The sequence below is a fragment of the Rossellomorea vietnamensis genome, assembly GCF_008180615.1.
In the GTDB taxonomy this organism is placed as follows: Bacteria; Bacillota; Bacilli; order Bacillales; family Bacillaceae_B; genus Rossellomorea; species Rossellomorea vietnamensis_D.
On sequence record NZ_VTEH01000005.1, the window covers coordinates 164,368 to 187,666 of the forward strand.

Sequence of the window (23,299 nt, forward strand, 5' to 3'; positions counted from 1 at the left end):
AAGCTGTCATCTTGGGAGATGACAGCTGTAGTGCACGTTTGAAAACAGAATTTTCCTATTTAATTGTTTCTTATTTTACCATACAGCATATGCTTTGGAAAGAATAAAGTGCAGGCTGTTAAGACTGGACCGGCTGTATGCTCGCTTTTTCTTTTCCGTAAAAAAGGATGACCAGGAAAATGAATAATAGAATTAAACTAATAATCATGAAGAAGCTTATGTTTTCAAAAAGCTCGATGAAGATCCCGCCTGTATAGGGGCCGGCAAGACTGCCAATGCTGAATGCAACTCCGCACAGCAGGTTGCCTGTCGGCAGATACTTGCTTGGCATCAAATCGGTCATGTAGCTGATGCCGAGCGAGAAGGTGGAGCCTACAACCATCCCGGCTATGAATAGTACTACTGTCAGAGCAGGTATATACGCTTCAAGGAAGCCGGCAGCGGTAAAACTGATGAAACCGAGCAGCAGGATCGTCAGCAGGATTCTGCGTCTTCCGTATTTGTCGCTTAAAATGCCAAGGGGCAGCTGAAATACAATTCCGCCAATGGCAAAAGAGGTGAGCAGGATGGAAACGCTTGTAACATCTATGCCGTTTCTCAGTCCATAAACGGGGAAGCTTCCGTTTAAAGAAGCCTCAAGAAACCCATAGCCCAATGGTGGAAGAAAGGCAACCCAGCCATACTTTGTTGCTTTCTTGAACCTCGACATGGTGCTGCGGAAGGAACTGACTTCCATTGTTTGCTCTGGATGTTCATTTTTTAATATAAATAAAAATACCCATGCGGCTAAACATAACAAAGAAGAGACGATGAAAGGCAGTGATTCATTCACTTTTACTAAAGGAGTCATCAGCGGGCCCACCGCAAATCCCAGGCCGAAGAACAATCCATACAGCGATATATTACGTCCGCGCTTACTTTCCGGGGAAAAGGAAGTGATCCATGTCTGTGTTCCGAAATGCAGGGCATGGTCACCGATTCCAACAAGCATCCTTAAGCCAAACCAAAACCAGAATGATTTCCATAAAGGGAAAAGAACCAGGGCAAGAATAACAAGCAGCCCTCCTCCAATTATGATTGGCTTATAGCCGAACTTCCTGAGAGGGTCCTCCATAAAAGGGGAAACGAGAAGGATCCCGATGTAAAGGCCCGCTGCATTCAAACCGTTATGTGAAGACGACAGTCCGTCTCCCTCAAAAATGACGGCAATCAAAGGCAGGAGCATCCCTTGGGAGAATCCTGAAATGGCTACAATACTTATTAACACCCAGAAGCGGAATTTCATTTGTTTATCCATAAATATCTATCTCCCGACGTACGTATTTCCTCTACGATGGTATCGTCATTTCACTATATTGGCAAGATAAAACATTATGAAGTAAACTTTTGGGCAAGGGATGTTTGAGTCAGTTCGGGCAGCTGGGTATTTTCCAGTGAGTTAATATCCAATGGCAGGTCCTTGAAGGGATAGTGTAGAATTGACCGTTTGGAAACCTGCCCGCTAAAAAATGAACAAAGTGCAAGCACCCTTCAGATTTAAAAAGGAGTGAGTTCAATGGAATTTAACATGAAAGAAGGCGGTTTTTCTGCCAGCCTTCCATATGGACAACTGGAAGTTTCAGGCAATGAGGAATTCGGCTTCCGCCCATATCAATTGATGGTGTCTTCCATCGCTGTATGCAGCGGGGGAGTACTGAGGAAAATCCTTGAGAAGCAAAGGGTGGATTTTAAAGACATTTCAATAAAAGCTGACGTAAAGAGGATTGAAGAGGAAGCCAACAGAATTAAAAAAATCTCGCTGCACTTCACCATAACAGGAGAAAACCTAAAAGAAGAAAAAATACAGAAAGCCATGGAATTAACAAGAAAGAACTGCTCAATGGTCCAGTCGGTCATCGGCAGCATAGAAGTTGAAGAAACCTTTGAATTACAATCATAAAAGCATTTTGGCTTCACCGCGTTAAAGGGGACAGTCCCGCTTAGTGCATTTCGAAGTGGATACTAGAGTGCATCCTTTGAGACCCTGAGAGAACTTATTTTTGGTTGAAGTGGTTTCTAGAGTGTATCCTTGAGGCCCTGAGAGAGCTGATTTCTGGTTGAGGTGGTCTCTAGGAGCATCCTTGAGACCCAAACAGAGCTGATCTCCGATTGAAGTGGTCTCTAAGGGTTTCCTAGAGACAGTAAGAGAGCTGAATTCTGGTTGAAGTGGTCTCTAAGGGTTTCCTAGAGACCATAAGAGAGCTGATTTCCGATTGAAGTGGTCTCTAGAGTGCATCCTTGAGACCCAAACAGGGCTGATTTCCAGTTGAAGTGGTCTCTAAGGGTTTCCTAGAGACCGTAAGAGAGCTGAATTCTGGGTTGAAGTGGTCTCTAAGGGTTTCCTAGAGACCATAAGAGAGCTGATTTCCGATTGAAGTGGTCTCTAGAGTGCATCCTTGAGACCCGGATAGGGCTGATTTCCAGTTGAAGTGTTCTCTAGGAGCATCCTTGAGACCCAAACAGAGCTGATTTCCATGTGAGGTGGTTTCTAGGAGTTTTCTTGGGACCCAAACAGAGCTGATTTCCGCGTGAAGTGGTCTCTAGTATGCAACCTTGAGACCCAAACAAAGCTGATTTCCAGGCATGGTGGTCTCTATTAGCCTGATTTCATTATACCATTTCCATCTCATGCCCATACTGTACGGCAGGGTTCCTTAATGACCGTACCATCTTCTTTTGCGTTCACGCTTTAAAGCACGAAAAGGGACTGTCCCTTTTCGTGCTTTAAAGTGTTTAAGTATTACAAGCTGAGCTCTTGAGGCTCTTTACCTGTTCTTTCGTAGTAAAGGATAGTCTTAGGTGTGAGCTTAAGCAGCATATATTCCGGATCATCAGGTGCAGTGATCCAAGGCTTGAGATAATCATTCCAGAATTTGTGCTTCAGTTCCTCGGATTTCTCCAACTCCGCTTCCGCTTCGATTTCCACATAGTGCTGATGATCGCTGTCTCTGTCAAAACCAAGCAAAATATGGACATAAGGATTCTGAGCAATGTCTTCTGCTTTATGGGCATGCTGATTGGTTGCAGTGAATAGAGTCAGTTCTTCATTGTAAAACATCATGAAGCGGGAATAGGGTCTATTATTCCTGATGGTAGCCAATGTTCCTACTTTGTGGTGGGAGATCAACTCCACAATCTTTTCTCTTAATGTAAGGGACATATTTAAACCTCCTTTAAATGTACGATATTAATCTGTTCTATTGGAGGTTGTTTTAACCAGGTTTTTTAGAAGGGCCTGTTTTTTCAGGTCTTCCTGTAACAAGGATGGTTACATTCTGTGCAAGAAGTGAAAGAACACATCCTGTGAGGCCAAATCTGAGAATTACCGCAATTCACTTGAGCCAATATATATATGCATCTGCTTCTCGCTGTTACTAAGATGATTTTTCAGCTTGCCGGGATCCGCCCGTCTATAATGCAACCGCAAAAAAACAAGGCGAAGCTGTTTAGCTGTCGCCTTGTTCTTTAGTAGGGAATTTAGGGAATGAAAATCTTTTGCCGGTATCCCGGCTGGTATTTTTATTATAATATAAAAATTGAATTTTGTAAATATTCAATTTAAATAATGATTGAAGGAATTACACACATCGATTGTTCTTAATAATATCTTCATTTAAGTTACCGCCAAAACCTGCTGTAGCTTTTTCCTTAAAAACCATTAAAGCTTGTGAGAACCCACATTTTTTAAAAATAGCTTGGATAACAATGCAAACAACGGAAAAACTAACAATAGAAAAAGCAAATGCAAGAAGGGAGTAACGCCATGAAACTATTTCGCATCGTACTTATGATGTTCCTTTTCTCATCTTTGATCCTGCCCTCTGCCTCAGCAGAAAAGCAGGAAGACAAACAAAAGGCACCTAAGCAGGAGAAAGTCGAGAAGAAGGATGAAGAGAAGGCTGCCGAAAAGCAGGCTGAGCCAAAAGTCCAAATCCCATCTTCAGTCTTGAATATCGCAAAAGAAAATACTTATCCGAATCCGACACAGGATCTCCCATATCTTCAGCCAAGCGAGCTCACTGCTGAATTGCTTGATACCTCGGATGTGAAAATTGAGAACCCGAACCTTATTAGGATGTTTAACGAGTCAAGTATGAATAAAACACCATTCGCAATAGGGATGAGGGCCACCATTTACCTTGGGGAATGGCCATTAAATTATGAATCAACTGAGACAGCTCCGAACTGGGAGTATCAGAAAATCAACACGAACTACTATGACAACCGCGGCGGAAATCAAAATTATCAGATACACTACGTACAAGAAGCCCAAAAAAACATTAAAGGCGGATTGACGGCCAAGGTTCCACATTCAGATGATGTTCAAAAAATGATGTTGTTAAAGGCTATGGAAAACAGTCAGCTTCCACTTTCCTTCCAAACGATTGTAGGAGCAGGAACAAAAAAGGATCATGTTTATAACATTTCACCAAGCCGTCTTGGCTACTTGTATGGATATGCACCTGCTGTGAACGAAAAAGGAAAAGTGACCTATGGAGAAGTATATCTGGTCATGAAAGGATCTAAACGCTCCATTGTGGTTAAAAATGTAACATCCCAGGGAATCGGTGCCTGGATCCCTGTTCAGGACCATGTTTCTTTCGGATTCATTACAACTGATAAACCACGCTAAACATTAAAAAGCTGACCTCTATCAATATAGGGTGTCAGTTTTTTTACTAGGACAAAGACAGGCTGGCCAATTGGCTTGTCAATCATTGCGGAATTCGGTAGGATGAAAGAGGAAATTCATTTAAAGGAGCGGACATATGGGCAAAGCAGCAAGCAACAGAGACGATCAGGTACTTTATTTGAAACAGAGACTGAACATGTTCCTGGAAGTGCTGGATTCAATAGATCCTGAGCACACTGATTTAGAAGATATCGACCGTCTAATAGGAATGATTGATGATCTTGAAATGAAGGTTGATCAATTTAAGAAGTAATGCCAGGAGCCTGTTTTTGGCTCTTTTTTTTAGGCTCTTTTCGTAAACTTTGTTGCTATTTGATACTAATTGCGAAAAATATAAATCTTAAGAAGGGAAAAATCCGGTAATATCGAAAAGAAAAGAGCTACTCTTCCCCGATAAGAGATAAAACTCTTAGTATACCGGGAAAAATCCGGCTCTTGGGATTTTTCCGAAAGCAACAATATATGCGAAAACAGCCTTTTTTTATCAAGTAATTTTTACAATAGGGGCTGGATAAGGGCTGCTAAAAGAAAAAAACAATCCACCAGGTGTCCTTCATCAATTTTCAGGGACACTTACCAAATTTGGATAGTGAGGATAGATTCATGAACATTTCATTAATAACCGAAGGACAGACGGAAGCGGCAAAAAACGTCGTCCTGCAAGGCTTCAAAGAGCGCTTTGGTGTCATCATCGACGGATTGAACCCGGACCTGGATGACATAACAGGATATTACAAAGAAAATAAATTCTTCTATGTTGGTCACTTTGAACTACCCACCACTTACCGCCCTTACAGGTCGCTTGAAGTGGGGGATTCCTAAGAACACAAACCTATTGGTTCGTTTTTGATTAGGCTAACTCCGCAGTCCCTGCGGTTAATCGCAATGCTTCATTGCGAAGATTTATACTTGCGTTAAGATCCCTTTGATGGTTGCTTTTACAGTTTGGACACGTCCATTCACGCAACGCAAGATCTTTAACAGCTTTATACCTATGATTACATACAGAACATAGCTGGCTGGAAGGGAAATTTTTCGCTGCGGCTACCACCTGTTTACCGTACCATAATGATTTGTATTCCAACATAGACCTGAATTGGGCCCAGCTTACTTCGCTGATCCCTTTTGAAAGGTCTTTGTTTTTTAACATTTTTTTGACGGACAAATTTTCAATGCCGATAATGTCGTGGTTTTTGACTATTTCGGTAGAGATTTTATCCAGCATATCTTTTCTTGCATTAGCGATTTTTTCGTGCAGCCGGGCAACTTTCTTTTTTTGTTTAGTCCAATTCGAAGAACCCAATTGCCTCCTAGAAAGAATGCGTTGGGCATTAATTATTTTCTTTTCTAATGTACGGAAAAAGCGGGGGTTTTTATAAGTTGTGCCATCTGAAAGAGTTGCGAAATCCTTCAAACCTACGTCGATTCCGACAGAGGTGCCGGTTTTCTTATAGTGTTGAACTGCTGATTCAGCCAAAATTGAAACGAAGAACTTACCCGAAGAGCTTCGTCGAATGGTGGCGTTCATTATTCGCCCTTCTACCTCACGACTCTTGGCAAAGCGAACCAGGCCGAGTTTTGGCAATTTGATGTGTTTATCTTTCACTTGTATATTCCCGTTCACAAACTTTGTGGTATAAGATTGAACAGGATTCTTCTTCGATTTGAAGCGAGGTAAACGGTTTTGTTTCTTGTAATACCGTGTGTAGGAATCATGAACGATTTCAACTGATTTCTGAAGGGCGATACTATCGACTTCTTTCAAGAATGAATAGGTCTTCTTGAGCTCTCGAACAGCTTTGATGGATTGGTTCTTGTTGAAGAATTCACCTTTCCAATTGTTCTGTGAAAGCTGTCCATTCTGTACCATTTCATTTACGATAGACCAATAAGCGTCTTTGTTCTTTTGTTTCCCAACAAAATAGTTGTAGATAAACCGGGAACAACCGAACGTTTTATTGATTAATTCAATCTGTTTGTGATTTGGATAGATCCTGAATTTAAAGGTTTTTTTAACATACAAATGTTTTCACCTCCTGGTAGTAATTATACCAAGAAAGATTGCATTTCGGGAACATATGTTTCTTTCAGAGTTTTTTTAGTAGAGACCAAAAGGCAGGCGATTCATCTCCCCCTTACCGTTGGGCTATGCCCTTCACACGCTTGAAGAGGGAGTTTTCTCGCCATTTTTAGATAAAGAGAACTTGCAGCGACAGGCGCTTTCATATCCGAAACACCGGAAGAGGCCAGGGTTGTGAGAATGTCAGTGGTGTCTTCCTATAGAGGATTGGGGCTCGGACGCAAGATGCTTCAGTTCTTAGAGCAGGAAGCTAAAAGGAGAGGAGCCATACATATGGTGCTGGAAACTAATCAAGAATGGAGTGACGCCATCTCTTTTTACAGGAACAATGGATATCAACCATATAAGAGAGAAGACGAAAGAATTCATTTTAGAAAAAAAATCTCCACTTGACTGTAATCGGTTACAATCAGGTCTTTTTTTCTGCTAATTATAGGGGTATAATGAATTGTGAAAAATTAAAATTTTAGATAATTTATAGACTATAGAGAAAACGCAGCGGGAGAAAAGGGGAATTGTATATGAACATGGAAAAACTGCAAGAAAGCATGTATCAGCTGATTGTTGAAACTTCAACGAACCTGCCAAAGGATGTTAGAAGAGCAATTAAGACAGCGAAGGCAAGAGAAAGTGCAGGAACGCGTTCAGCAATGAGTTTGGCGACCATCTCAAACAATATTAAGATGGCTGATGATAAAGTTTCGCCGATCTGCCAGGATACCGGATTGCCAACGTTTAAAATCAAAACACCAGTTGGCGTAAACCAGTTACAGATTAAAGAAGCCATCTATACCGCCATGAAAGAAGCAACTAAGGATGGGAAGCTGCGCCCGAATTCAGTGGATTCCCTCACCGGAGCGAACAGTGGGGACAACTTGGGACTAGGTACACCTGTCATCAAATTCGAGCAGTGGGAGAAAGACTACATTGATGCCCGTTTAATCCTTAAAGGAGGCGGCTGTGAAAACAAGAATATTCAATACAGCCTGCCATGCGAACTGGATGGCTTAGGGCGTGCCGGCCGCGACCTTGATGGCATCCGGAAATGCATCATGCACTCTGTTTATCAGGCACAAGGACAGGGCTGTTCTGCAGGCTTCATCGGTGTCGGAATCGGCGGAGATCGTTCTTCTGGTTATGACCTTGCGAAAGAGCAGCTATTCCGTTCTGTGGAGGATACAAACAGCCATGAAGATCTCCGCAAGCTTGAGGAGTATGTTATGGATAATGCCAATGAACTTGGAATCGGCACCATGGGATTCGGCGGTGAAACGACTTTGCTTGGCTGCAAGGTTGGTGTCATGAACCGCATCCCGGCAAGCTTCTTTGTTTCTGTTGCGTACAACTGCTGGGCTTTCAGAAGATTGGGCTTCAAGCTTGATGCAGATACAGGATCAGTTCAGGAATGGCTTTATCAGGAAGGCGAGCTGGTCGACCTGTCCGAAAACACAGCACAGCAGGAGACGGCAGCAGCATCACAAGGGGATTCCGATGTGATTACACTTCAGGCTCCTATTACGGAAGAGAAAATCCGCAGCCTGAAAGTGGGTGATGTGGTGCGTATCGACGGAAGAATGTACACAGGCCGTGACGCAATCCACAAGCACCTCTCCGATAATGAATCACCGGTAGACCTTGACGGCCAAGTCATCTATCACTGCGGACCGGTCATGATGAAGGATGAAGGAGGAAGCTGGCATGTGAAAGCAGCCGGGCCGACCACTTCCATCCGCGAAGAGCCTTATCAAGGAGATATCATGAAGAAATTCGGCATCCGTGCCGTAATCGGAAAAGGCGGTATGGGACCAAAAACGCTTGAGGCCCTGGGTGAGCACGGCGGTGTTTATTTAAATGCCATCGGCGGAGCAGCCCAATACTATGCTGACTGTATTAAATCCGTAGAAGGTGTGGACTTCATGGAATTCGGCATTCCTGAAGCAATGTGGCATCTTGAGGTGGAAGGCTTCACTGCAGTCGTAACAATGGATTCACACGGAAACAGTCTTCATAAAGATATTGATAAATCATCACTCGAAAAACTTTCTCAATTTAAAGAGAAGGTCTTCAGCTGAGTATAGTTTGCTGCACCGCTTCCTTTCAGGGGGCGGTTTTTTGATTGTCTAGGAATAAAAAAATGCTGTAGTCCTGCTCAAAATTAAACCTGTCCACCCTGACCTGCAGCCTTTTGATTAACTCACCTGTTTCTTGTCTTTTTCCATCAATTAGAAGGCATGTTACCGTTCTCCTTTGCAACACTAAAAATAGTACGTAATTTCATAATGCCTATTATCAGTCATAGGGAGACCGGTTAGTTTTAACCAAACCGATATGAACGAAATGGCTGCGCAATGAAATTATGCAATCGACTTACTATGGAGAGAAGGTTGAATTATGAAAAAGGTTTTAACTGTAATTGTAGCTGCTTTTCTCACTTTCGGGATCATTGATGGGAATACTCAAGCATCGCAGGTCCCTAATAAAAGTATCGGCTGGGGATTTAAAAAAGGAAACGAAGGCAAACAGGCTGAAGCTGGAAAAACATATGACGAGCTGTTGAAGAAATACGGTGCTTTTTATAAAGATTCTCCTGATGAAAAGGTTCTATACCTGACTTTCGACAACGGATATGAAAATGGATACACCGGAAAGATACTGGATGTGCTGAAAGAAGAGAAGGTGCCCGCAGCCTTTTTTGTTACAGGACATTATTTGAACAGTGCACCGGATTTGGTAAAAAGAATGGCGAATGAGGGCCATATAGTCGGTAACCACTCATGGAGCCATCCTGATTTAACAGCAGTGTCAGATGAAAAGCTGCGAAAAGAATTGGATATGGTTAAGGAGAAAACAGCAGAGATCACTAAGCAGCAGACAATGGCGTATCTGCGTCCGCCAAGAGGGGTGTTCAGTGAACGTACCATGAAGCTTGCAAAGGATGCCGGCTATACGCATGTCCTATGGTCCCTTGCTTTTGTCGACTGGCACACAGACAGCCAGAAAGGGTGGCAGTACTCTTATAATAATATTATGAAGCAGATCCATCCCGGAGCTGTAATGCTTTTGCACACTGTATCCAAAGATAATGCGGAGGCACTGGGAAAGGTCATCAAGGATCTAAAGAAAGAGGGATATACGTTCAAGAGCCTGGATTATTACGAAATGAGTAAGAACGGGAGAAATCCACTGCTTACACCATAAGGAATATAGGGATAGGACATGTAATGTTCTATCCTTTTTATTAGTGCTTTAGAACTTTAAATAACCGATGCGCTCTCACTTTAGAGCAGTACAGTTAACTGTAGCTTAAGGCACGATACCTGAGAATCGTAAAAATTTATGCCTTTTGCCTAAAAATGCTATAATACTCATAAACGTTTTTAAAAGTGAGGGTGTTATGAGAGAAAAATTGCTTACGGTATCGCCTCCTTATAATTTCGATTTGGTTTTGGACAGGTTATCCCTGGATCCATTGAACATCGTCGATATAGAAAATCGGACAGTGAAGGTACCTTTTTATAGTGAAAAAAATGAGGTTTTAACGGTGGCGGCCACAGGCAGCACCGATGAGCCTTCTTTTTTGATAAAGATGGATAGTGCAGATGAAGATGGCAGCCGCCTGGCTTTTTTGAAAAGGATCTTTCAGTGGGAAGGGACTCTTCATGACATTCATGAGCATTTTTTGGAAACCGACTTAAGAGAAATTTTTCTTGAGCACTCCGGGACGCCGGTCGTTCTTGAGTTCAGTCCCTATGCCACACTGATGAAAAGCATTATTCACCAACAGCTTAATCTGTCGTTTGCCCACACACTGACAGAAAGGTTTGTTCACAAGTATGGACAGCTGAAGGATGGCGTCTGGTTCTATCCCCGGCCTTCAGAAACAGCCCTGATTGAAGTATCTGAACTGAGGGACCTTCAATTCAGCCAGAGAAAAGCCGAGTATGTGATAGGTGTCTCCAAGGAAATCGCAGAGGGACGTTTGGATTTGGAAAAGCTTCAGGAAAAGTCCGATGAAGTGATAATGAAGGATCTAGTGAAGCTGAGAGGTATTGGTCCTTGGACGGCTGAAAACTATCTCATGTTTGCTCTTGGCAGGCCGAATCTTTTTCCGAAAACAGATATCGGCATACAAAATGCGCTGAAAAAATTGTATGGGATGGACAGAAAACCGACATTGGCTGAGATTGAAAAAATGAGTGCAGCCTGGAGTCCTTACTTAAGCTATGCCTCACTGTATTTATGGAGAAGTATTGAAAATAGGAAGTGAAGAAGTGAAGAAGGATCAAACAATAAAAATCAAAGAAAAACAGCAGTTTCCGCTTACTATTAAAAGACTCGGAATCAACGGCGAAGGTGTCGGCTATTTCAAAAGACAGGTTGTCTTTGTACCGGGTGCACTGCCGGGTGAAGAGGTTGTTGTGGAAGCGGTTAAGGTACACCCGAAGTTTGCTGAAGGCCGTGTGAAAAAAGTAAGAAAAAGATCAGAGCATAGAACGAAGCCGCCTTGTCCCGTCTATGAGCAGTGCGGAGGCTGCCAGCTTCAGCACCTGAGCTATGAACAGCAGCTTGTAGAAAAAAGGGATATCCTCATGCAGTCACTTGAGAAGCACACCAAATTCGATTTAGAAAAGCTCGATGTTAAACCGATGATCGGAATGGTAGAGCCCTGGTATTACCGGAATAAAAGCCAATTCCAATTGGGTTTCAGGGACGGTAAAATCATATCCGGATTGTACAGCTTGAATTCCCATAAGCTTGTAGACATTCCTGAATGCATTGTACAACATCCGTCTACAAATAAAGTGACTAACGAAGTAAAGAGAATCCTTAGCGACTTTAAGGTCAAGATTTATAATGAAAGAACGAAAAAAGGTACTGTCAAAACGGTAGTAACCAGAGTGGGAGTAACAACTGGTGAAGTCCAGGTCGTTCTTGTAACAGTAGGTAAAGACCTTCCTCGTAAAGAAATGATTTTAGAAGAAATCAACAAGAGGCTGCCTGAAGTTAAATCAGTAGCACAGAACATCAATCCTAAACCGACCTCTCTCATTTTCGGAGATGAAACGATTCATCTTTATGGAACAGAATCAATTGTTGAGCGTCTTGATAAGTTCTCATATGAACTATCTGCCAGGGCTTTCTTTCAGCTGAATCCTTCACAAACCATCCACCTTTACAATGAGGTGAGAGATGCTGCGGGATTGACTGGGCATGAAAAGCTGGTGGATGCCTATTGCGGTGTCGGAACGATCGGCATGTGGCTGTCAGGCGGGGCAAAAGAAATCCGCGGAATGGATGTTATTAAAGAAAGCATCGAAAACGCAAGAAAAAACAGCGAGAAGTTCGGAATGGAAAATAGCGTATATGAAATAGGAACTGCCGAAGAATGGCTTCCTAAGTGGAAAGCAGAAGGGTGGAGACCTGACGTGGTCGTTGTCGATCCACCGAGGACTGGCTGCGAACCAAGCTTCCTAAAGACAATCTTAAAAGTGAAGCCGAAGAAATTCATATACGTATCCTGCAATCCATCAACGCTTGCAAAGGATTTGAAAACATTAAGTCATGCATATGAAGTAGAGTACATCCAGCCTGTTGATATGTTTCCTCAGACTGCGCATGTTGAGAGTGTTGCGAAATTGGTATTAAAAGAAGCAGGTTCCCGATAGGGGAGTCTGCTTCTTTTAGTTTAAAGAAGAAAGCCAGAAGCCTTCATTTTTAATCTTCAACAAAGTCATTGCTAAATGGATGCTTGATAATTAAGTTCTTTTGCAGCACAGGAGACGCTTAACTATTCGTCTATCTTTTTTAAAAATGTAACTTTTTTCTGTTTGGAGAAATATACTAAAAATGAAGTTTAACAAGGCACTATGCAAGTAATGATTAGAGAGGAATGAGAAAGTGGCTAAACCAAACTGGCATGAAGACTTTATTCTGCATTTAGCAAGTGTTATTCGACCAAAGACGTATGTAGAGCTGGGATTATATAGATGCGAATTATTTAACAAAATGGCGGAATTCTCAGATCAATTAGTAGGAGTAGATATAAACGCTGGGGCGGGGAAATACATGCTGAATTCACCTAAGGCTCAATTTTTCCATGGAACGACTCAGGAGTTTGCCGAAAATTTAGAAGCGAACCCATTAAAGATTGATATGCTATTTATCGATGCAGACCATTCCAAAGAGGCAGTGCTGCAAGACTTTAGAAACTTCTTCCCGTATGTAGTACCGCATGGCCTGATTTTATTTCATGATTCACATCCTAGAGACAATCGGATGATACAGCCTTCTTTATGTGGGACAGCCTATCAAGCAATTGAGGAATTATCCAAGGAAAGGGAGCTATTTGAAATGGTGACGCTGCCTATTTCTCCTGGAGTGACCATATGCAGAAAACGGAAAAAACAATTATCCTGGCATGAATGAATAACTCCCTTTGATAAAAATATCAACTATCATACGCATTCACTGTGTATAAGGGCTGTCCCTACTGCACAGTGATGTATTTTATAAACATACTTATTCACATGAGAAACATTACTATTGTTAATATTCTGAAAGTTATCAACATTATCCACAATCTGTTGTGGATTACTATCAACAGGTTATTAACAAAAAATGGTTAAAAATGTGGAAAAAGATGGTCCGTTTTTCAGGACCATCTTCATTGTTAATTATCGTTTATTTCTATTTGCAACCTGCTGACGCTGATTTGCGGCATTCGAACGCGCTTGAGCTTCCATATCCGCTTGATCGGCAAGCTCGCGGGAAAACTCCTCGTCAACACCGTCAGTCTTCATGTTTTTAGGAACCTGAGGAAGTTTGTTTTTGTTTTTATCACGTGTTTTATGGCCATGTGCTCTGCCCATTCGAACCGTCCCCTTTCATGATGAGAAAGATAAAGGAGCGAAAACGGAAAATGTTTTCGCTCCTTTAGTATTAGCGGGAACCAGCTTTTTAAAAAGAGGTATTTCTTTCAAGATCACAGAATGCATAAAAGGATAAGTGGTTCAGCAGAACTTAATGCTTTTTCTGTGTGTAGCCGCCAGCTCTGTCTGCGCGCTTGAATTCACGGGAATAAGTGACTTCTTGCATAGAGGACAGGACGGATTTTGTTTTTTCTTTACGTTTTTTCTCCACAGCAATCATCCTTTCTCAAATGAATATATACCTATTTTTTCCTATCATTTGAGAATTCATACTCACTTGCGGTAAATCTCCTGCAGGGCTTCTTTAAGGTGGGGGTATTGAAACGTATAGCCGTTTTCGTGCAGCACTTCAGGGATGACTTTTTGACCCTCCAGGATAAGGGTGCTCATTTCTCCAAGGGCTGCCTTGATGGCAAAGCCGGGTGCCGGTATCCAATGAGGGCGGTTCAAGACATCGCCAAGTGTCTTGCCGAGTTCCTTCATCGTTACTGGTGTAGGAGAAGTGAGGTTGACCGGCCCTTCAATTGCCTTGTTTTCGATGACAAAGCGGATGGCTTTAGCAATATCCCCAATGTGTATCCACGACATCCACTGCTTTCCGGACCCCACTGTTCCTCCAGCAAAAAGCTTGTAGGGAAGCGCCATTTTAGGCAGTGCTCCCTCGTCTTTTCCAAGGATGATCCCGAAACGGGTGTAAGCTGTCCGAACACCAGAATCCTTTGCTTTACTTGCCTCTGATTCCCACTTTTTTACGGTTTCAGCCAGGAAGTTTGAGCTGGTATCCAGTGATTGCTCGGTGTGGGTCTTTGAGTCCGATGCTTCATAAAAGCCTATGGCACTGGCGTTGATAAAGACAGACGGTTTGTCCTTAAGGTTTTCCAGTATTCTCACCATCTCACGGGTAGCATCAATACGGCTTTTCAAAATCCTTTTCTTACGTTCTTCGGTCCAGCGGCCGCTGTTGATGGATTCTCCTGCAAGGTTGATGAAAATATCCACTTCATATATTTCCTCTTCCGGACGGGAACCCTCAGATAACCATTTAACATAAGAAACATTCTTCCTGCTTTCGTGTTTGTCAGGATTTCTTGTAAGAATGGAAACCTCGTACCCATTGTTAAGCAGTTCTTCGGTCAGGGCGCTGCCGACAAAGCCGGTTCCACCAGATATTACTGCTTTCATGACATGACCTCCTTTTTTATGCTTTGTTCTTATTTTACCCTTCCCACTGATAAAAAACATTTTGGGTGTGTTACATTAATAAGGAGGTGTTAATTATGGGAACTATCACTAAGATAACCAAACAAGTAAAAAATGACGAGAGATATAACATTTTCATCGACGGTGAATATTCGTTCAGTGTCGACGAAGAAATTCTTGCCCGGTTTCAAATGGGAAAAGGACAGGAAATCGATGAAGTTGCGATTGCTGAAATAGGATATGAAGATGACGTCCGCAAGTCCTTTAACCTCGCGATACATTACCTCTCATTTCGAATGAGGACGGAAAAGGAAGTATGGGATTACTTAATGAAAAAAGAGCTTGGACAAGCTGTTGCAGATGAGGCCATCCAAAAGTTGAAGAAATATAAGTACCTGAATGATCAAGAGTTTGCGCAAGCTTATGTGAATACTCAAATCAATACTTCGGATAAAGGGCCTGGTGCAGTTGAAAGGGAACTCGCCACTAAAGGAGTAGATAAGGCGTTGATTGATGAAGCCATGGCGGCGTTTACCCGGGAAATTCAGGTTGAAAAAGCCATGAGTCTTACGAACAAACTGTTTAAGAAGTATAAAAAAGATTCAAGTATCGTGGCCAAGCAAAAAACAGAGCAGAACCTGGCTCGTAAAGGATATCCTTTTTCTGTCATAAATCTTGCCTGGCAGGAAACGGATAACGAAAAGTCCGAGGATGAAAAATTGGAAGCGGTCCTTGTGCATGCGCGAAAAGCACATAACCGTCTTCATTCAAAATATACCGGATATGATTACGTGAATAAGATGAAACAGAATTTATACCGTAAAGGTTTCTCAATGGAAGAAATCGACGGAGCAATTGAAATTTTGAAAGAGGAAGAAGACTGAAGCGAGAGATCACTTCAGTTCTGTAAAGCGCGAAAAGGGACAGTCCCTTTTCGCGCTTTACAGTGTAAAAGGCCCCTGGATCAAATCAGGAGGCCTTTTGATTTCATTTCTTTGATTCAATGATAATATCTGAGGAAGTTTTGCTTTCTTCGTAGATGATTTCTGCAACTTCCCGCGGGGAACGTAATCTGCTCGGGTCCTGAACGTGCTGCGACTCATCCCAAAACGGCGTGTTCATTCCTCCCATATAGGCATTGATGATGCTGATTCCGCTCTCTTCAAATTCCTTTTGCAAGCTCTCGGCGAATCCTCTTAAAGCGAACTTGCTTGCGGCATAGTAGGATTCATTTTTTTTGCCGCGGAGCCCGGCTGTTGAAATGATATTAATGATGGAGCCTGAGTCCTTAGAAACCATGGAAGGCAGAAGTGCTTTTGTCAGATACACGGTACCGAGAAAATTAACGGACAGCATTTTTTCGATTTCCTCAAACCCTGCCTGTAAAAAAGGACCGAAAATCCCTACACCCGCATTGTTGATGAGAAGCTCCACATCATATTTCTCAGTGATTTGGCGGCTTGCTTTTTCAACCTCTTCAGCGGATGCGATATCGATGACCAGGATAGAAGCGGTTCCGCCGTCTGTAATTATCTCTTCTTTGACCGATTGAAGCTTTTCTTCTGTTCTTCCGAGAAGCAGGATATGATACCCCTCATTGCTGTAGACTTTGGCAAGCTCCCGGCCGAGGCCTGACCCTCCACCGGAAATAACGGCTGTTTTCATATGTAATCCCCCTAAAATGTATGGTATATCATGTAATTTTTCCTTATGATCTGGTTTTAAACCAAACTTTATTTATCATATCATTTTCCCTATAATATAGGTGAATGGAGTGAAAGCAGTGGAAAAAGAAACAAGATACAGTGAAATGAGCGAGCATGAATTAAGACAGGAGATCGCACAGCTCAGAGAAAAAGCCAGAAAAGCTGAGCAGCTGGGCATCCTTAATGAATTTGCCGTATTGGAAAGAAAATCCCTTATGGCTCAGGCGTACTTGATGGATCCTAAAGATTTCAAGCCCGGAGAAATCTACGGAATAGAAGGTGATCCAGGAGTGTTTTTCAAAATTGACTATATGAACGGTGTATTTGCCTGGGGATACCGCCTTGGAGGATCAGGCAAGGAAGAGGCTCTGCCGATATCCATGCTGAATAAAAAGAAATAAAGAAAAATGGAAACAAGGAATGCAGAGCTTCCCTGTTTCCATTTCTTATATTACGATCTTTTTCGGGTCTGTCTTTCCAGAATGATCAAGTCCTGAGTCTGAACAGTATGTCCATTAGCCTGTGAGTGCGCGTGTTTGGCATTATAAAAAGCCTGATTGAAAGGACTCACATAGTTTTTATCAAAACGATTTGAGTTGTTCTTTTTTCCCATACCCAAAACAACCGCCTCCTTTAAAATGGCTCACTCGAAAACTTAGATAGAATCACTTTCACGCTGGTTGGATGCAGCCATGCGTTCCTGGGGATGAGTGTTAATGGTACCGTCAGCCCGTTTGGAAGCATATTCCGGCTTCGCCCGCGGTTCACCTTCGAATTTATTGTTATTCTGGTTAGGAAAGCCTCTTTCTTTATTACGCATCGAATTCCTCCCGAGAATAATGATGGTCACCTCACAGCCAGCAAATCCGCCATAGGAACCTGCTGGCTGCGTACAATTAGTATGAGACTTAACAGCACCAGTTATCATAAAAAAATATTGGCAATGAAGGCAGCTTTAAGATTACTTGGATTAAGGGCGGAAGAGACTAACCAAGCTTTTTGAGGGCTGGGAGGCGGCTTCTAGATGCCCAATCTTCTCAGAAATCCCGGGAAAAGGTAACCAAGGAAGGGTCTAGGTGCCCAAATAACTCAGAAATCCCGGGAAAAGGTAACCAAGGAAGGGTCTAGGTGCCCAAATAACTCAGAAATCCCGGGAAAAGGTAACCAAGGAAGTGTCTAGCTGCCCAAACAACTCAGAAACCCAGGAAGAAGGTAACCAAGCGAGGGTCTAGCTGCCCCAACAACTCAGAAATCCCGGGAAAAGGTAACCAAGCGAGGGTTTAGCTGCCCAAACAACTCAGAAATCCAGGGAAAAAGTAACCAAGCGAGGGTCTAGCTGCCCAAACAACTCAGAAATCCAGGGAAAAGGTAACCAAGCGAGGGTCTAGGTGCCCGAAACGACCTGGTCAAAAGCAGGTTTACATCTCCCCGCTGAATACAAAAAAACTAAAGAACGGAGGAAATCATAAATGGACACTTTTCACGAAGAATTAACAAAAGACTTATTAGAGAAGAATGAAGAATTGACTTACGCAAGAGCCAGAACCTGGGTAGAGTTATTATGGGAAGATTTTGAGACAACCTATGCAAAAGCAAGAGGAAAATATCTTGGGAAAGAAATGACTAGCCGTTTGGTAAAACAGTGGATAGACAGCTATGGCAGCAGGCTGCATGAATTTGCTTCCCGAAACCCTAAGTATAGCCACATGCTGGAGGATGAGAAGGATATTAATCATTAGAAAAACGAAGGGTCCCTATTTGGCTGGTGAACACAAGTTGAATAGGAAACCAAAAGAAAAGGACGCGACCGCTTAACGGCCGCGTCCTCTTCTTACTTGACTATTGAAAAGATCCTTTAATCCGGTATAATCTCCAGCTTCTTCCGCAGCTTTTCCTCGCTGTAAATCCAGCCGGTATAGGAACTCTCAATATCCAATTCCTCGTTCAATTTCACCACTGCAACAAAAGGATAATGTCCATTGCTTCGGTACCTCAGATCAATAAATCTTACCTCATAGCCGTCATCTTCGAAATCCTCGATTTCCCATCTGTATACAGGAGAGAATGACAAGAATGCTGAAAGGTTTTTGTCCTTCTTGGCCGCATTGATTACAGGGTTATCCGGTACTGGAATTCTTTTATACTTTTCAAAAAAAGTGATGGAACTTCCATATGCACGGGCTACATAAAAGAATTCCTTCGAGACGATTGCCAGCCTCCACTGATAAAAATGAAGAGTGGACGAAACGATGATCTTTTCGGCATCCGGGATTTTTTTCTTAACAGCTGATTTTACAGCGTGCTGTACGAAAAACCTCAGAATATAGTACAGAATGATGATCATGTACATATAGAGGAAGGTCGGTCCTGGGTCAAAGCCAAGCCCCCAAAGAATTAAGCCGACTACATGTATACCGAAAATGATCGGATCAAAGGTGTTAATGACTCCTAAAGCGACCCATTTCGACGAAAATGGCCTTATTGCTTGGGTGCCATAAGCGTTGAAAATGTCGACAAATACATGAAGGAATACGGCAAGAAATGTCCAAATCCATAGATGAAGCAGGTTAGCCTCTGGGTAAAAGGGATAAAGGACAGCCAATATGAGCAGCGGCCATATCAGCACTGCGGGAATCGAATGGGTAATCCCGCGGTGGTTGCGGATATAGACGGCATTATTTCTCAGTTTTAAAACAGTATCGATATCAGGGATTTGAGAACCGATGATGGCACCAATCAAAACACTTTGAGAGGTCACGGCACTTTCGGCTACCACGGGGTCCAGCGTTGCCAGGCCGCCGATTGCAAATCCCATCACTACATGTGTTCCTGTATCCAAGGTTTATCCTCCTTTGCTAGGGGTTTTCCGGTAAGTTTTTAACAATGATTCCAAACAAATGCTCTTGTATTCATTCATCAAAATGATATGGTATAAAAGGAGATTAATTCAATGAATCATTCACTTCAAATGTATATTCAATACGAGGTCAAAGAGTCGTACATTGAGCAATATCAAAAATTAATGAAGGACATCTTTTCAACATTGTCGTTGTACGAAGCGGGCGATATTGAATGGATGTCTTCGCCAGGAAGCCCATCTTCTTTCACAGAGGTAATTACCCTGCCGACAGAATCTCATTACCATGCTTTGAAGAGACTCAGGACATCGGATGAGCATCCTCTCTTTGGCATGCTTGATGACTGCATCTTAGGTGGACTAGAGCAAATGGTATGCTTCGGATTAAAAAAGACCATATGAAAAAGGTGCTTTGATAAAGCTGCATTTGCTGCGATTACAATAATAATTATGGATTGTAAAAGTTGCTTTAGTATTATATATTCCCTCAATAAGGGAAGGTTTAACATCTTGGAGGTACAAAAGTGGAGAATAATCCTTTAACAAGTTTAGAAGAAATTGACATAGAAGCATTTAAGGAAGACCTGCTGAACTGGTTCACGGCCGAGCAAAGGCAGCTTCCCTGGAGAGAAAACCGCGATCCCTACAAAGTATGGGTATCTGAAATCATGCTTCAGCAGACAAGAGTAGATACTGTGATTCCTTATTTCCTTAATTTTATCAGCAAATTTCCAACAATTGAAGCGCTGGCCTCAGCAGACGAAGAAGAGGTGCTGAAAGCCTGGGAAGGGCTTGGTTATTATTCCCGCGCAAGAAACCTTCAATCCGCTGTTAAAGAAGTAAGGGATTCGTATGGAGGCATAGTGCCATCAGAACCGAAGGAAATTTCTAAGCTTAAGGGAGTTGGCCCATATACAGCGGGTGCCATCTTAAGTATTGCATACGGAAAGCCCGAGCCTGCAGTGGACGGAAACGTGATGAGGGTATTGTCGCGGATTTTGACCATCTGGGACGATATTGCTAAGCCGTCTTCCAGAAAAGTCTTTGAAGAGGCAGTGCGAAAACTTATCTCTCATGAAAATCCTTCTTACTTTAACCAGGCATTAATGGAGCTCGGAGCTCTCATCTGCACACCAACATCCCCTAAATGCCTGCTTTGTCCTGTCAGGGAACATTGCAGCGCCTTCCATGAAGGAGTTCAAGACACCCTTCCGGTCAAAACAAAAAAGAAAAGTGTCAAGAAGCTTCAAATGGCAGCGGTTGTCTTGAAAAATGATGATGGAAAATATTTAATTCATAAACGCTCTGGAAAAGGCCTCTTGGCTAATTTATGGGAATTCCCGAACTGTGAAGTGGATTCCTTCGGCTCACAGCGGAAACAGCTCGAAGATTTCCTGAAAGAAGAGTTTGGTGTGGAAGCAAACATAGAAAATGGCCTTCTCACTAAAATTCAACATATATTCTCTCACCTGGTGTGGGATATAGATGTCTATGTTGGTGTCATAAAGAACATCGGAGAAATTCCAGATGGATTGAGAGTGGTTGATGAAGAGGAATTAAGTAAGTTTGCCTTTCCTGTTTCACATCAGAAAATCTGGAAAAGTTACAAGGAAAACTGCCTTGAAGAGTGAGTTCAAAGCAGTTTGATTTTTGAAGCTGGTATTGGATAGTAAGAAGTGTCGAAAATAGTCGGAAAGTCGATAAATCGTCAGTTTCACTGATAAATCCAAAAAGCGCCGGGAAACTCAGCTAAGCCGTCGATAAATGAATAACTTCCGCCGAAATACATTAATCATAAGTAACTTTAGTCCCATGTGCCGCGTCGGCTTCATTACGATTAAGCCCGCCGCGGTTTTCTATTTCTTCTATGATTTCCCTGTGAATGGTTTGTCCTTCCGAGTTTAAATAGGGAACCATCTGCTGAAGGGAATGGTGAAAAAAGGCAAGCTCACTTTTATCCCACTCGGTTTTAGGCATCATAGAGAGCTCTGTCATATCTCTGCCAACATACATAATGATTTTCCTCCTTATTGTCAGTCATCATAGTTTCTCTGTAAACGTTGTCGATTATGCCAGTTAAGGATAAAATGAAATTTATCAGAAAGGGGATATGAAACATGAATAATAAAGTAGCGCTAGTAACAGGAAGCAGCAGGGGTGTCGGCAAAGCGCTGGCCCTGAAATTAGCCGGGGCGGGCTACGATATTGTCGTCAACTATGCACGCAGCAAGAAAGCGGCATTGGAAACAGCAGAAGAAATTGAGAAGCTTGGAAGAAAAGCACTGGTCGTGAGAGCGAATGTAGGTGATGTAGCAAAGATCAAAACAATGTTCGAGACCATTAATGAAGAATTCGGAAGGCTGGACGTTTTTATCAATAATGCGGCATCAGGTGTCCTGAGGCCCGCTATGGAGCTTGAAGAGTCTCATTGGGACTGGACGATGAATATCAACAGCAAAGCACTTCTGTTCTGTGCACAGGAAGCTGCAAAATTGATGAACAAGGAAACAGGAGGCAAAATCGTCAGCATTAGTTCATTGGGATCCATCCGTTATCTGGATAACTACACAACAGTCGGAGTGTCCAAAGCAGCAGTAGAAGCATTGACGCGCTACCTGGCAGTGGAACTTTCCAAGGAAAATATCGTGGTCAATGCAGTGTCAGGCGGTGCAGTCGATACAGACGCACTCACACATTTCCCTAATCGCGAAGAACTGCTTGAAGATGCACGAACCAAGACTCCAGCAGGCCGCATGGTCGAAATCGAGGATCTTGTAAATGCGGTAATGTTCCTTGTTTCAGAGGATGCATCCATGATCCGCGGGCAGACAATTATTGTAGATGGAGGCCGTTCTCTTTTAGTATAAGCTCTTTAGCGGGCTGCTGAAAAAAAAGCTTATTTTTTTGGAATAGTAATTCACCGGCTTGGTTACATTAACAAGCGTGGAGGTGATTACAAATGGCAAAACGTAACGAAACTCAATCAGGTACTAACGTACAACACGTTAAACAACAAAACGCTCAAGCTCAAGGACAAGCTGGCCAATACGGTGCTGAGTTTGCTTCTGAGACAGACGTACAACAAGTTAGACAACAAAATGCTCAATCTCAAGCTAAAAAAGGTCAAAACTAAGAACTTACTTAAGAAAAAGGCATCCTGTTCTTGTAACAGGGTGCCTTTTTCTTGTTTACTGTTTTCCAACTAAGAAACCGCCTGGTTGTGAGCTTCTGGGGTACATGGGTTTCGTGAAAAAAGTGGAGATGTGTACCCAGAGCCGGCATGTGGGTACATGGGTGACCGAGAAAGAGGGGAGGCGTGTACCCAGAGCGGGCGTGTGGGTACATGAGTGACCGTGAAAGAGGGGAGATATGTATCCAGAGTGGGCGTGTGGGTACATGAGTGAGTTGAAAAGAGGGGAGATATGTATCCAGAGCCGGGGAGTGGGTACATGAATGCTCGTAAAAGAAGGGAGATATGTATCCAGAGTTGGTTTGTGGGTACATAAGTGCTCGTGAAAGAGGGGAGCTATTGTATCCAGAGCGGGTGTGTGGGTACATGAGTGACCGTGAAAGAGGGGAGATATGTATCCAGAGCGGGCGTGTGGGTACATGAGTGAGGTGAAAAAAGGGGAGACGTGTACCCAGAGCGGGCATGTGGGTACATGAGTGAGGTGAAAAAAGGGGAGACGTGTACCCAGAGCGGGCGTGTGGGTACATGAGTGAGGTGAAAAAAGGGGAGACGTGTACCCAGAGCGGGCGTGTGGGTACATGAGTGAGGTGAAAAAAGGGGAGACG

The 23,299-nt window shown here is 42.8% G+C and carries 27 protein-coding genes and 1 pseudogene; 17 read left to right on the top strand and 11 right to left on the bottom strand.

From position 1 onward, the window contains the following. Positions 1 to 118: 118 nt before the first annotated feature. A complete protein-coding gene (locus FZC79_RS09480; RefSeq protein WP_148946566.1) occupies positions 119 to 1,297 on the bottom strand; it encodes an MFS transporter in 1,179 nt (392 codons plus the stop codon). 258 nt (positions 1,298 to 1,555) lie between these two features. Here FZC79_RS09480 and FZC79_RS09485 point away from each other — a divergent pair, with 258 nt between their 5' ends. Then, a complete protein-coding gene (locus FZC79_RS09485; RefSeq protein ID WP_148946567.1) occupies positions 1,556 to 1,939 on the top strand; it encodes an OsmC family protein in 384 nt (127 codons plus the stop codon). Positions 1,940 to 2,779: 840 nt separating this feature from the next. Here FZC79_RS09485 and FZC79_RS09490 read toward each other — a convergent pair. After that, positions 2,780 to 3,199, bottom strand: coding sequence for a pyridoxamine 5'-phosphate oxidase family protein (locus FZC79_RS09490; protein ID WP_148946568.1), 420 nt, complete (start codon positions 3,197 to 3,199; stop codon positions 2,780 to 2,782). A gap of 603 nt (positions 3,200 to 3,802) precedes the next feature. Between FZC79_RS09490 and FZC79_RS09495 the strand changes: the two genes are divergently transcribed. From FZC79_RS09495 to FZC79_RS09500, 3 genes are all read left to right on the top strand, one after another. Next, on the top strand, positions 3,803 to 4,672 hold the full coding sequence (locus tag FZC79_RS09495) for a YfkD famly protein (protein WP_148946569.1): 870 nt from the start codon (positions 3,803 to 3,805) through the stop codon (positions 4,670 to 4,672). A gap of 136 nt (positions 4,673 to 4,808) precedes the next feature. Further along, entirely contained in the window at positions 4,809 to 4,985 is a 177-nt protein-coding gene (locus FZC79_RS23080; RefSeq protein ID WP_187442717.1) for an SE1561 family protein, read from the top strand. Positions 4,986 to 5,335: 350 nt separating this feature from the next. Then, the gene (locus FZC79_RS09500) at positions 5,336 to 5,554 is read left to right on the top strand and encodes a hypothetical protein (RefSeq protein ID WP_148946570.1); all 219 of its coding nucleotides are present in this window, start codon (positions 5,336 to 5,338) and stop codon (positions 5,552 to 5,554) included. A 28-nt stretch (positions 5,555 to 5,582) separates the two neighbouring features. On the opposite strand, the gene tnpB is transcribed toward FZC79_RS09500, so the two are convergent. Further along, positions 5,583 to 6,755, bottom strand: a complete 1,173-nt coding sequence (gene tnpB, locus FZC79_RS09505) for an IS200/IS605 family element RNA-guided endonuclease TnpB (protein ID WP_148946571.1) — start codon at positions 6,753 to 6,755, stop codon at positions 5,583 to 5,585. Between the two features lie 198 nt (positions 6,756 to 6,953). On the opposite strand from tnpB, the pseudogene FZC79_RS09510 reads away from it, so the two are divergent. From FZC79_RS09510 to FZC79_RS09535, 6 genes and pseudogenes are all read left to right on the top strand, one after another. Further along, positions 6,954 to 7,205 (top strand): annotated as a pseudogene (locus tag FZC79_RS09510) (GNAT family N-acetyltransferase); the annotation flags it as partial. Between the two features lie 128 nt (positions 7,206 to 7,333). Beyond that, positions 7,334 to 8,884 (top strand): fumarate hydratase, encoded by a 1,551-nt coding sequence (locus FZC79_RS09515; protein WP_148946573.1) that lies wholly within the window; start codon positions 7,334 to 7,336, stop codon positions 8,882 to 8,884. Between the two features lie 319 nt (positions 8,885 to 9,203). Beyond that, positions 9,204 to 10,010 carry a delta-lactam-biosynthetic de-N-acetylase gene (gene pdaA, locus FZC79_RS09520; RefSeq protein ID WP_148946574.1) on the top strand — a complete coding sequence of 269 codons (807 nt, stop codon included), beginning with the start codon at positions 9,204 to 9,206 and terminating at the stop codon, positions 10,008 to 10,010. Between the two features lie 196 nt (positions 10,011 to 10,206). Beyond that, positions 10,207 to 11,079, top strand: a complete 873-nt coding sequence (locus tag FZC79_RS09525; protein WP_148946575.1) for a DNA-3-methyladenine glycosylase family protein — start codon at positions 10,207 to 10,209, stop codon at positions 11,077 to 11,079. Beyond that, entirely contained in the window at positions 11,036 to 12,478 is a 1,443-nt protein-coding gene (rlmD, locus tag FZC79_RS09530) for a 23S rRNA (uracil(1939)-C(5))-methyltransferase RlmD (protein ID WP_435873937.1), read from the top strand. The genes FZC79_RS09525 and rlmD overlap by 44 nt, the downstream gene beginning before the upstream one ends. Before the next feature lie 232 nt (positions 12,479 to 12,710). Further along, positions 12,711 to 13,238, top strand: coding sequence for a class I SAM-dependent methyltransferase (locus FZC79_RS09535; protein WP_148946576.1), 528 nt, complete (start codon positions 12,711 to 12,713; stop codon positions 13,236 to 13,238). Between the two features lie 248 nt (positions 13,239 to 13,486). On the opposite strand, the gene FZC79_RS09540 is transcribed toward FZC79_RS09535, so the two are convergent. From FZC79_RS09540 to FZC79_RS09550, 3 genes are all read right to left on the bottom strand, one after another. Beyond that, positions 13,487 to 13,681: a YfhD family protein gene (locus tag FZC79_RS09540; protein ID WP_148946577.1), complete on the bottom strand. Its 195-nt coding sequence runs from the start codon at positions 13,679 to 13,681 to the stop codon at positions 13,487 to 13,489. Between the two features lie 151 nt (positions 13,682 to 13,832). Next, entirely contained in the window at positions 13,833 to 13,961 is a 129-nt protein-coding gene (locus FZC79_RS09545; protein WP_148942257.1) for a YfhE family protein, read from the bottom strand. Positions 13,962 to 14,014: 53 nt separating this feature from the next. Then, positions 14,015 to 14,923: a TIGR01777 family oxidoreductase gene (locus FZC79_RS09550; RefSeq protein WP_148946578.1), complete on the bottom strand. Its 909-nt coding sequence runs from the start codon at positions 14,921 to 14,923 to the stop codon at positions 14,015 to 14,017. Between the two features lie 95 nt (positions 14,924 to 15,018). Here FZC79_RS09550 and recX point away from each other — a divergent pair, with 95 nt between their 5' ends. Then, positions 15,019 to 15,825, top strand: a complete 807-nt coding sequence (gene recX / locus FZC79_RS09555) for a recombination regulator RecX (RefSeq protein ID WP_148946579.1) — start codon at positions 15,019 to 15,021, stop codon at positions 15,823 to 15,825. Positions 15,826 to 15,928: 103 nt separating this feature from the next. On the opposite strand, the gene FZC79_RS09560 is transcribed toward recX, so the two are convergent. Then, complete coding sequence (locus tag FZC79_RS09560) at positions 15,929 to 16,606, bottom strand: SDR family NAD(P)-dependent oxidoreductase (RefSeq protein ID WP_148946580.1); 678 nt, start codon at positions 16,604 to 16,606, stop codon at positions 15,929 to 15,931. A gap of 145 nt (positions 16,607 to 16,751) precedes the next feature. Between FZC79_RS09560 and FZC79_RS09565 the strand changes: the two genes are divergently transcribed. After that, positions 16,752 to 17,048 (top strand): YfhH family protein, encoded by a 297-nt coding sequence (locus FZC79_RS09565; protein WP_187442721.1) that lies wholly within the window; start codon positions 16,752 to 16,754, stop codon positions 17,046 to 17,048. A 50-nt stretch (positions 17,049 to 17,098) separates the two neighbouring features. On the opposite strand, the gene FZC79_RS09570 is transcribed toward FZC79_RS09565, so the two are convergent. Together FZC79_RS09570 and FZC79_RS09575 are read right to left on the bottom strand one after the other, a co-directional pair. Then, positions 17,099 to 17,260 carry a YpzG family protein gene (locus FZC79_RS09570; protein WP_113929703.1) on the bottom strand — a complete coding sequence of 54 codons (162 nt, stop codon included), beginning with the start codon at positions 17,258 to 17,260 and terminating at the stop codon, positions 17,099 to 17,101. 42 nt (positions 17,261 to 17,302) lie between these two features. Further along, positions 17,303 to 17,467: a small, acid-soluble spore protein K gene (locus tag FZC79_RS09575; protein ID WP_148942262.1), complete on the bottom strand. Its 165-nt coding sequence runs from the start codon at positions 17,465 to 17,467 to the stop codon at positions 17,303 to 17,305. 649 nt (positions 17,468 to 18,116) lie between these two features. Here FZC79_RS09575 and FZC79_RS09580 point away from each other — a divergent pair. Further along, complete coding sequence (locus FZC79_RS09580) at positions 18,117 to 18,386, top strand: YfhJ family protein (RefSeq protein WP_148946581.1); 270 nt, start codon at positions 18,117 to 18,119, stop codon at positions 18,384 to 18,386. A gap of 116 nt (positions 18,387 to 18,502) precedes the next feature. On the opposite strand, the gene FZC79_RS09585 is transcribed toward FZC79_RS09580, so the two are convergent. Next, positions 18,503 to 19,486: a metal-dependent hydrolase gene (locus FZC79_RS09585; RefSeq protein WP_148946582.1), complete on the bottom strand. Its 984-nt coding sequence runs from the start codon at positions 19,484 to 19,486 to the stop codon at positions 18,503 to 18,505. Between the two features lie 111 nt (positions 19,487 to 19,597). Here FZC79_RS09585 and FZC79_RS09590 point away from each other — a divergent pair, with 111 nt between their 5' ends. Both FZC79_RS09590 and mutY read left to right on the top strand, forming a co-directional pair. Beyond that, positions 19,598 to 19,906, top strand: coding sequence for a hypothetical protein (locus FZC79_RS09590; protein WP_148946583.1), 309 nt, complete (start codon positions 19,598 to 19,600; stop codon positions 19,904 to 19,906). A 122-nt stretch (positions 19,907 to 20,028) separates the two neighbouring features. Then, the gene (gene mutY, locus FZC79_RS09595) at positions 20,029 to 21,135 is read left to right on the top strand and encodes an A/G-specific adenine glycosylase (protein ID WP_148946584.1); all 1,107 of its coding nucleotides are present in this window, start codon (positions 20,029 to 20,031) and stop codon (positions 21,133 to 21,135) included. A gap of 157 nt (positions 21,136 to 21,292) precedes the next feature. On the opposite strand, the gene FZC79_RS09600 is transcribed toward mutY, so the two are convergent. Next, the gene (locus FZC79_RS09600) at positions 21,293 to 21,517 is read right to left on the bottom strand and encodes a hypothetical protein (RefSeq protein WP_148946585.1); all 225 of its coding nucleotides are present in this window, start codon (positions 21,515 to 21,517) and stop codon (positions 21,293 to 21,295) included. A 104-nt stretch (positions 21,518 to 21,621) separates the two neighbouring features. Here FZC79_RS09600 and fabL point away from each other — a divergent pair, with 104 nt between their 5' ends. Both fabL and FZC79_RS09610 read left to right on the top strand, forming a co-directional pair. After that, positions 21,622 to 22,371, top strand: coding sequence for an enoyl-[acyl-carrier-protein] reductase FabL (fabL, locus tag FZC79_RS09605; protein WP_148946586.1), 750 nt, complete (start codon positions 21,622 to 21,624; stop codon positions 22,369 to 22,371). 92 nt (positions 22,372 to 22,463) lie between these two features. Further along, positions 22,464 to 22,637 (top strand): gamma-type small acid-soluble spore protein, encoded by a 174-nt coding sequence (locus FZC79_RS09610; protein ID WP_148942269.1) that lies wholly within the window; start codon positions 22,464 to 22,466, stop codon positions 22,635 to 22,637. Positions 22,638 to 23,299: the final 662 nt, after the last annotated feature.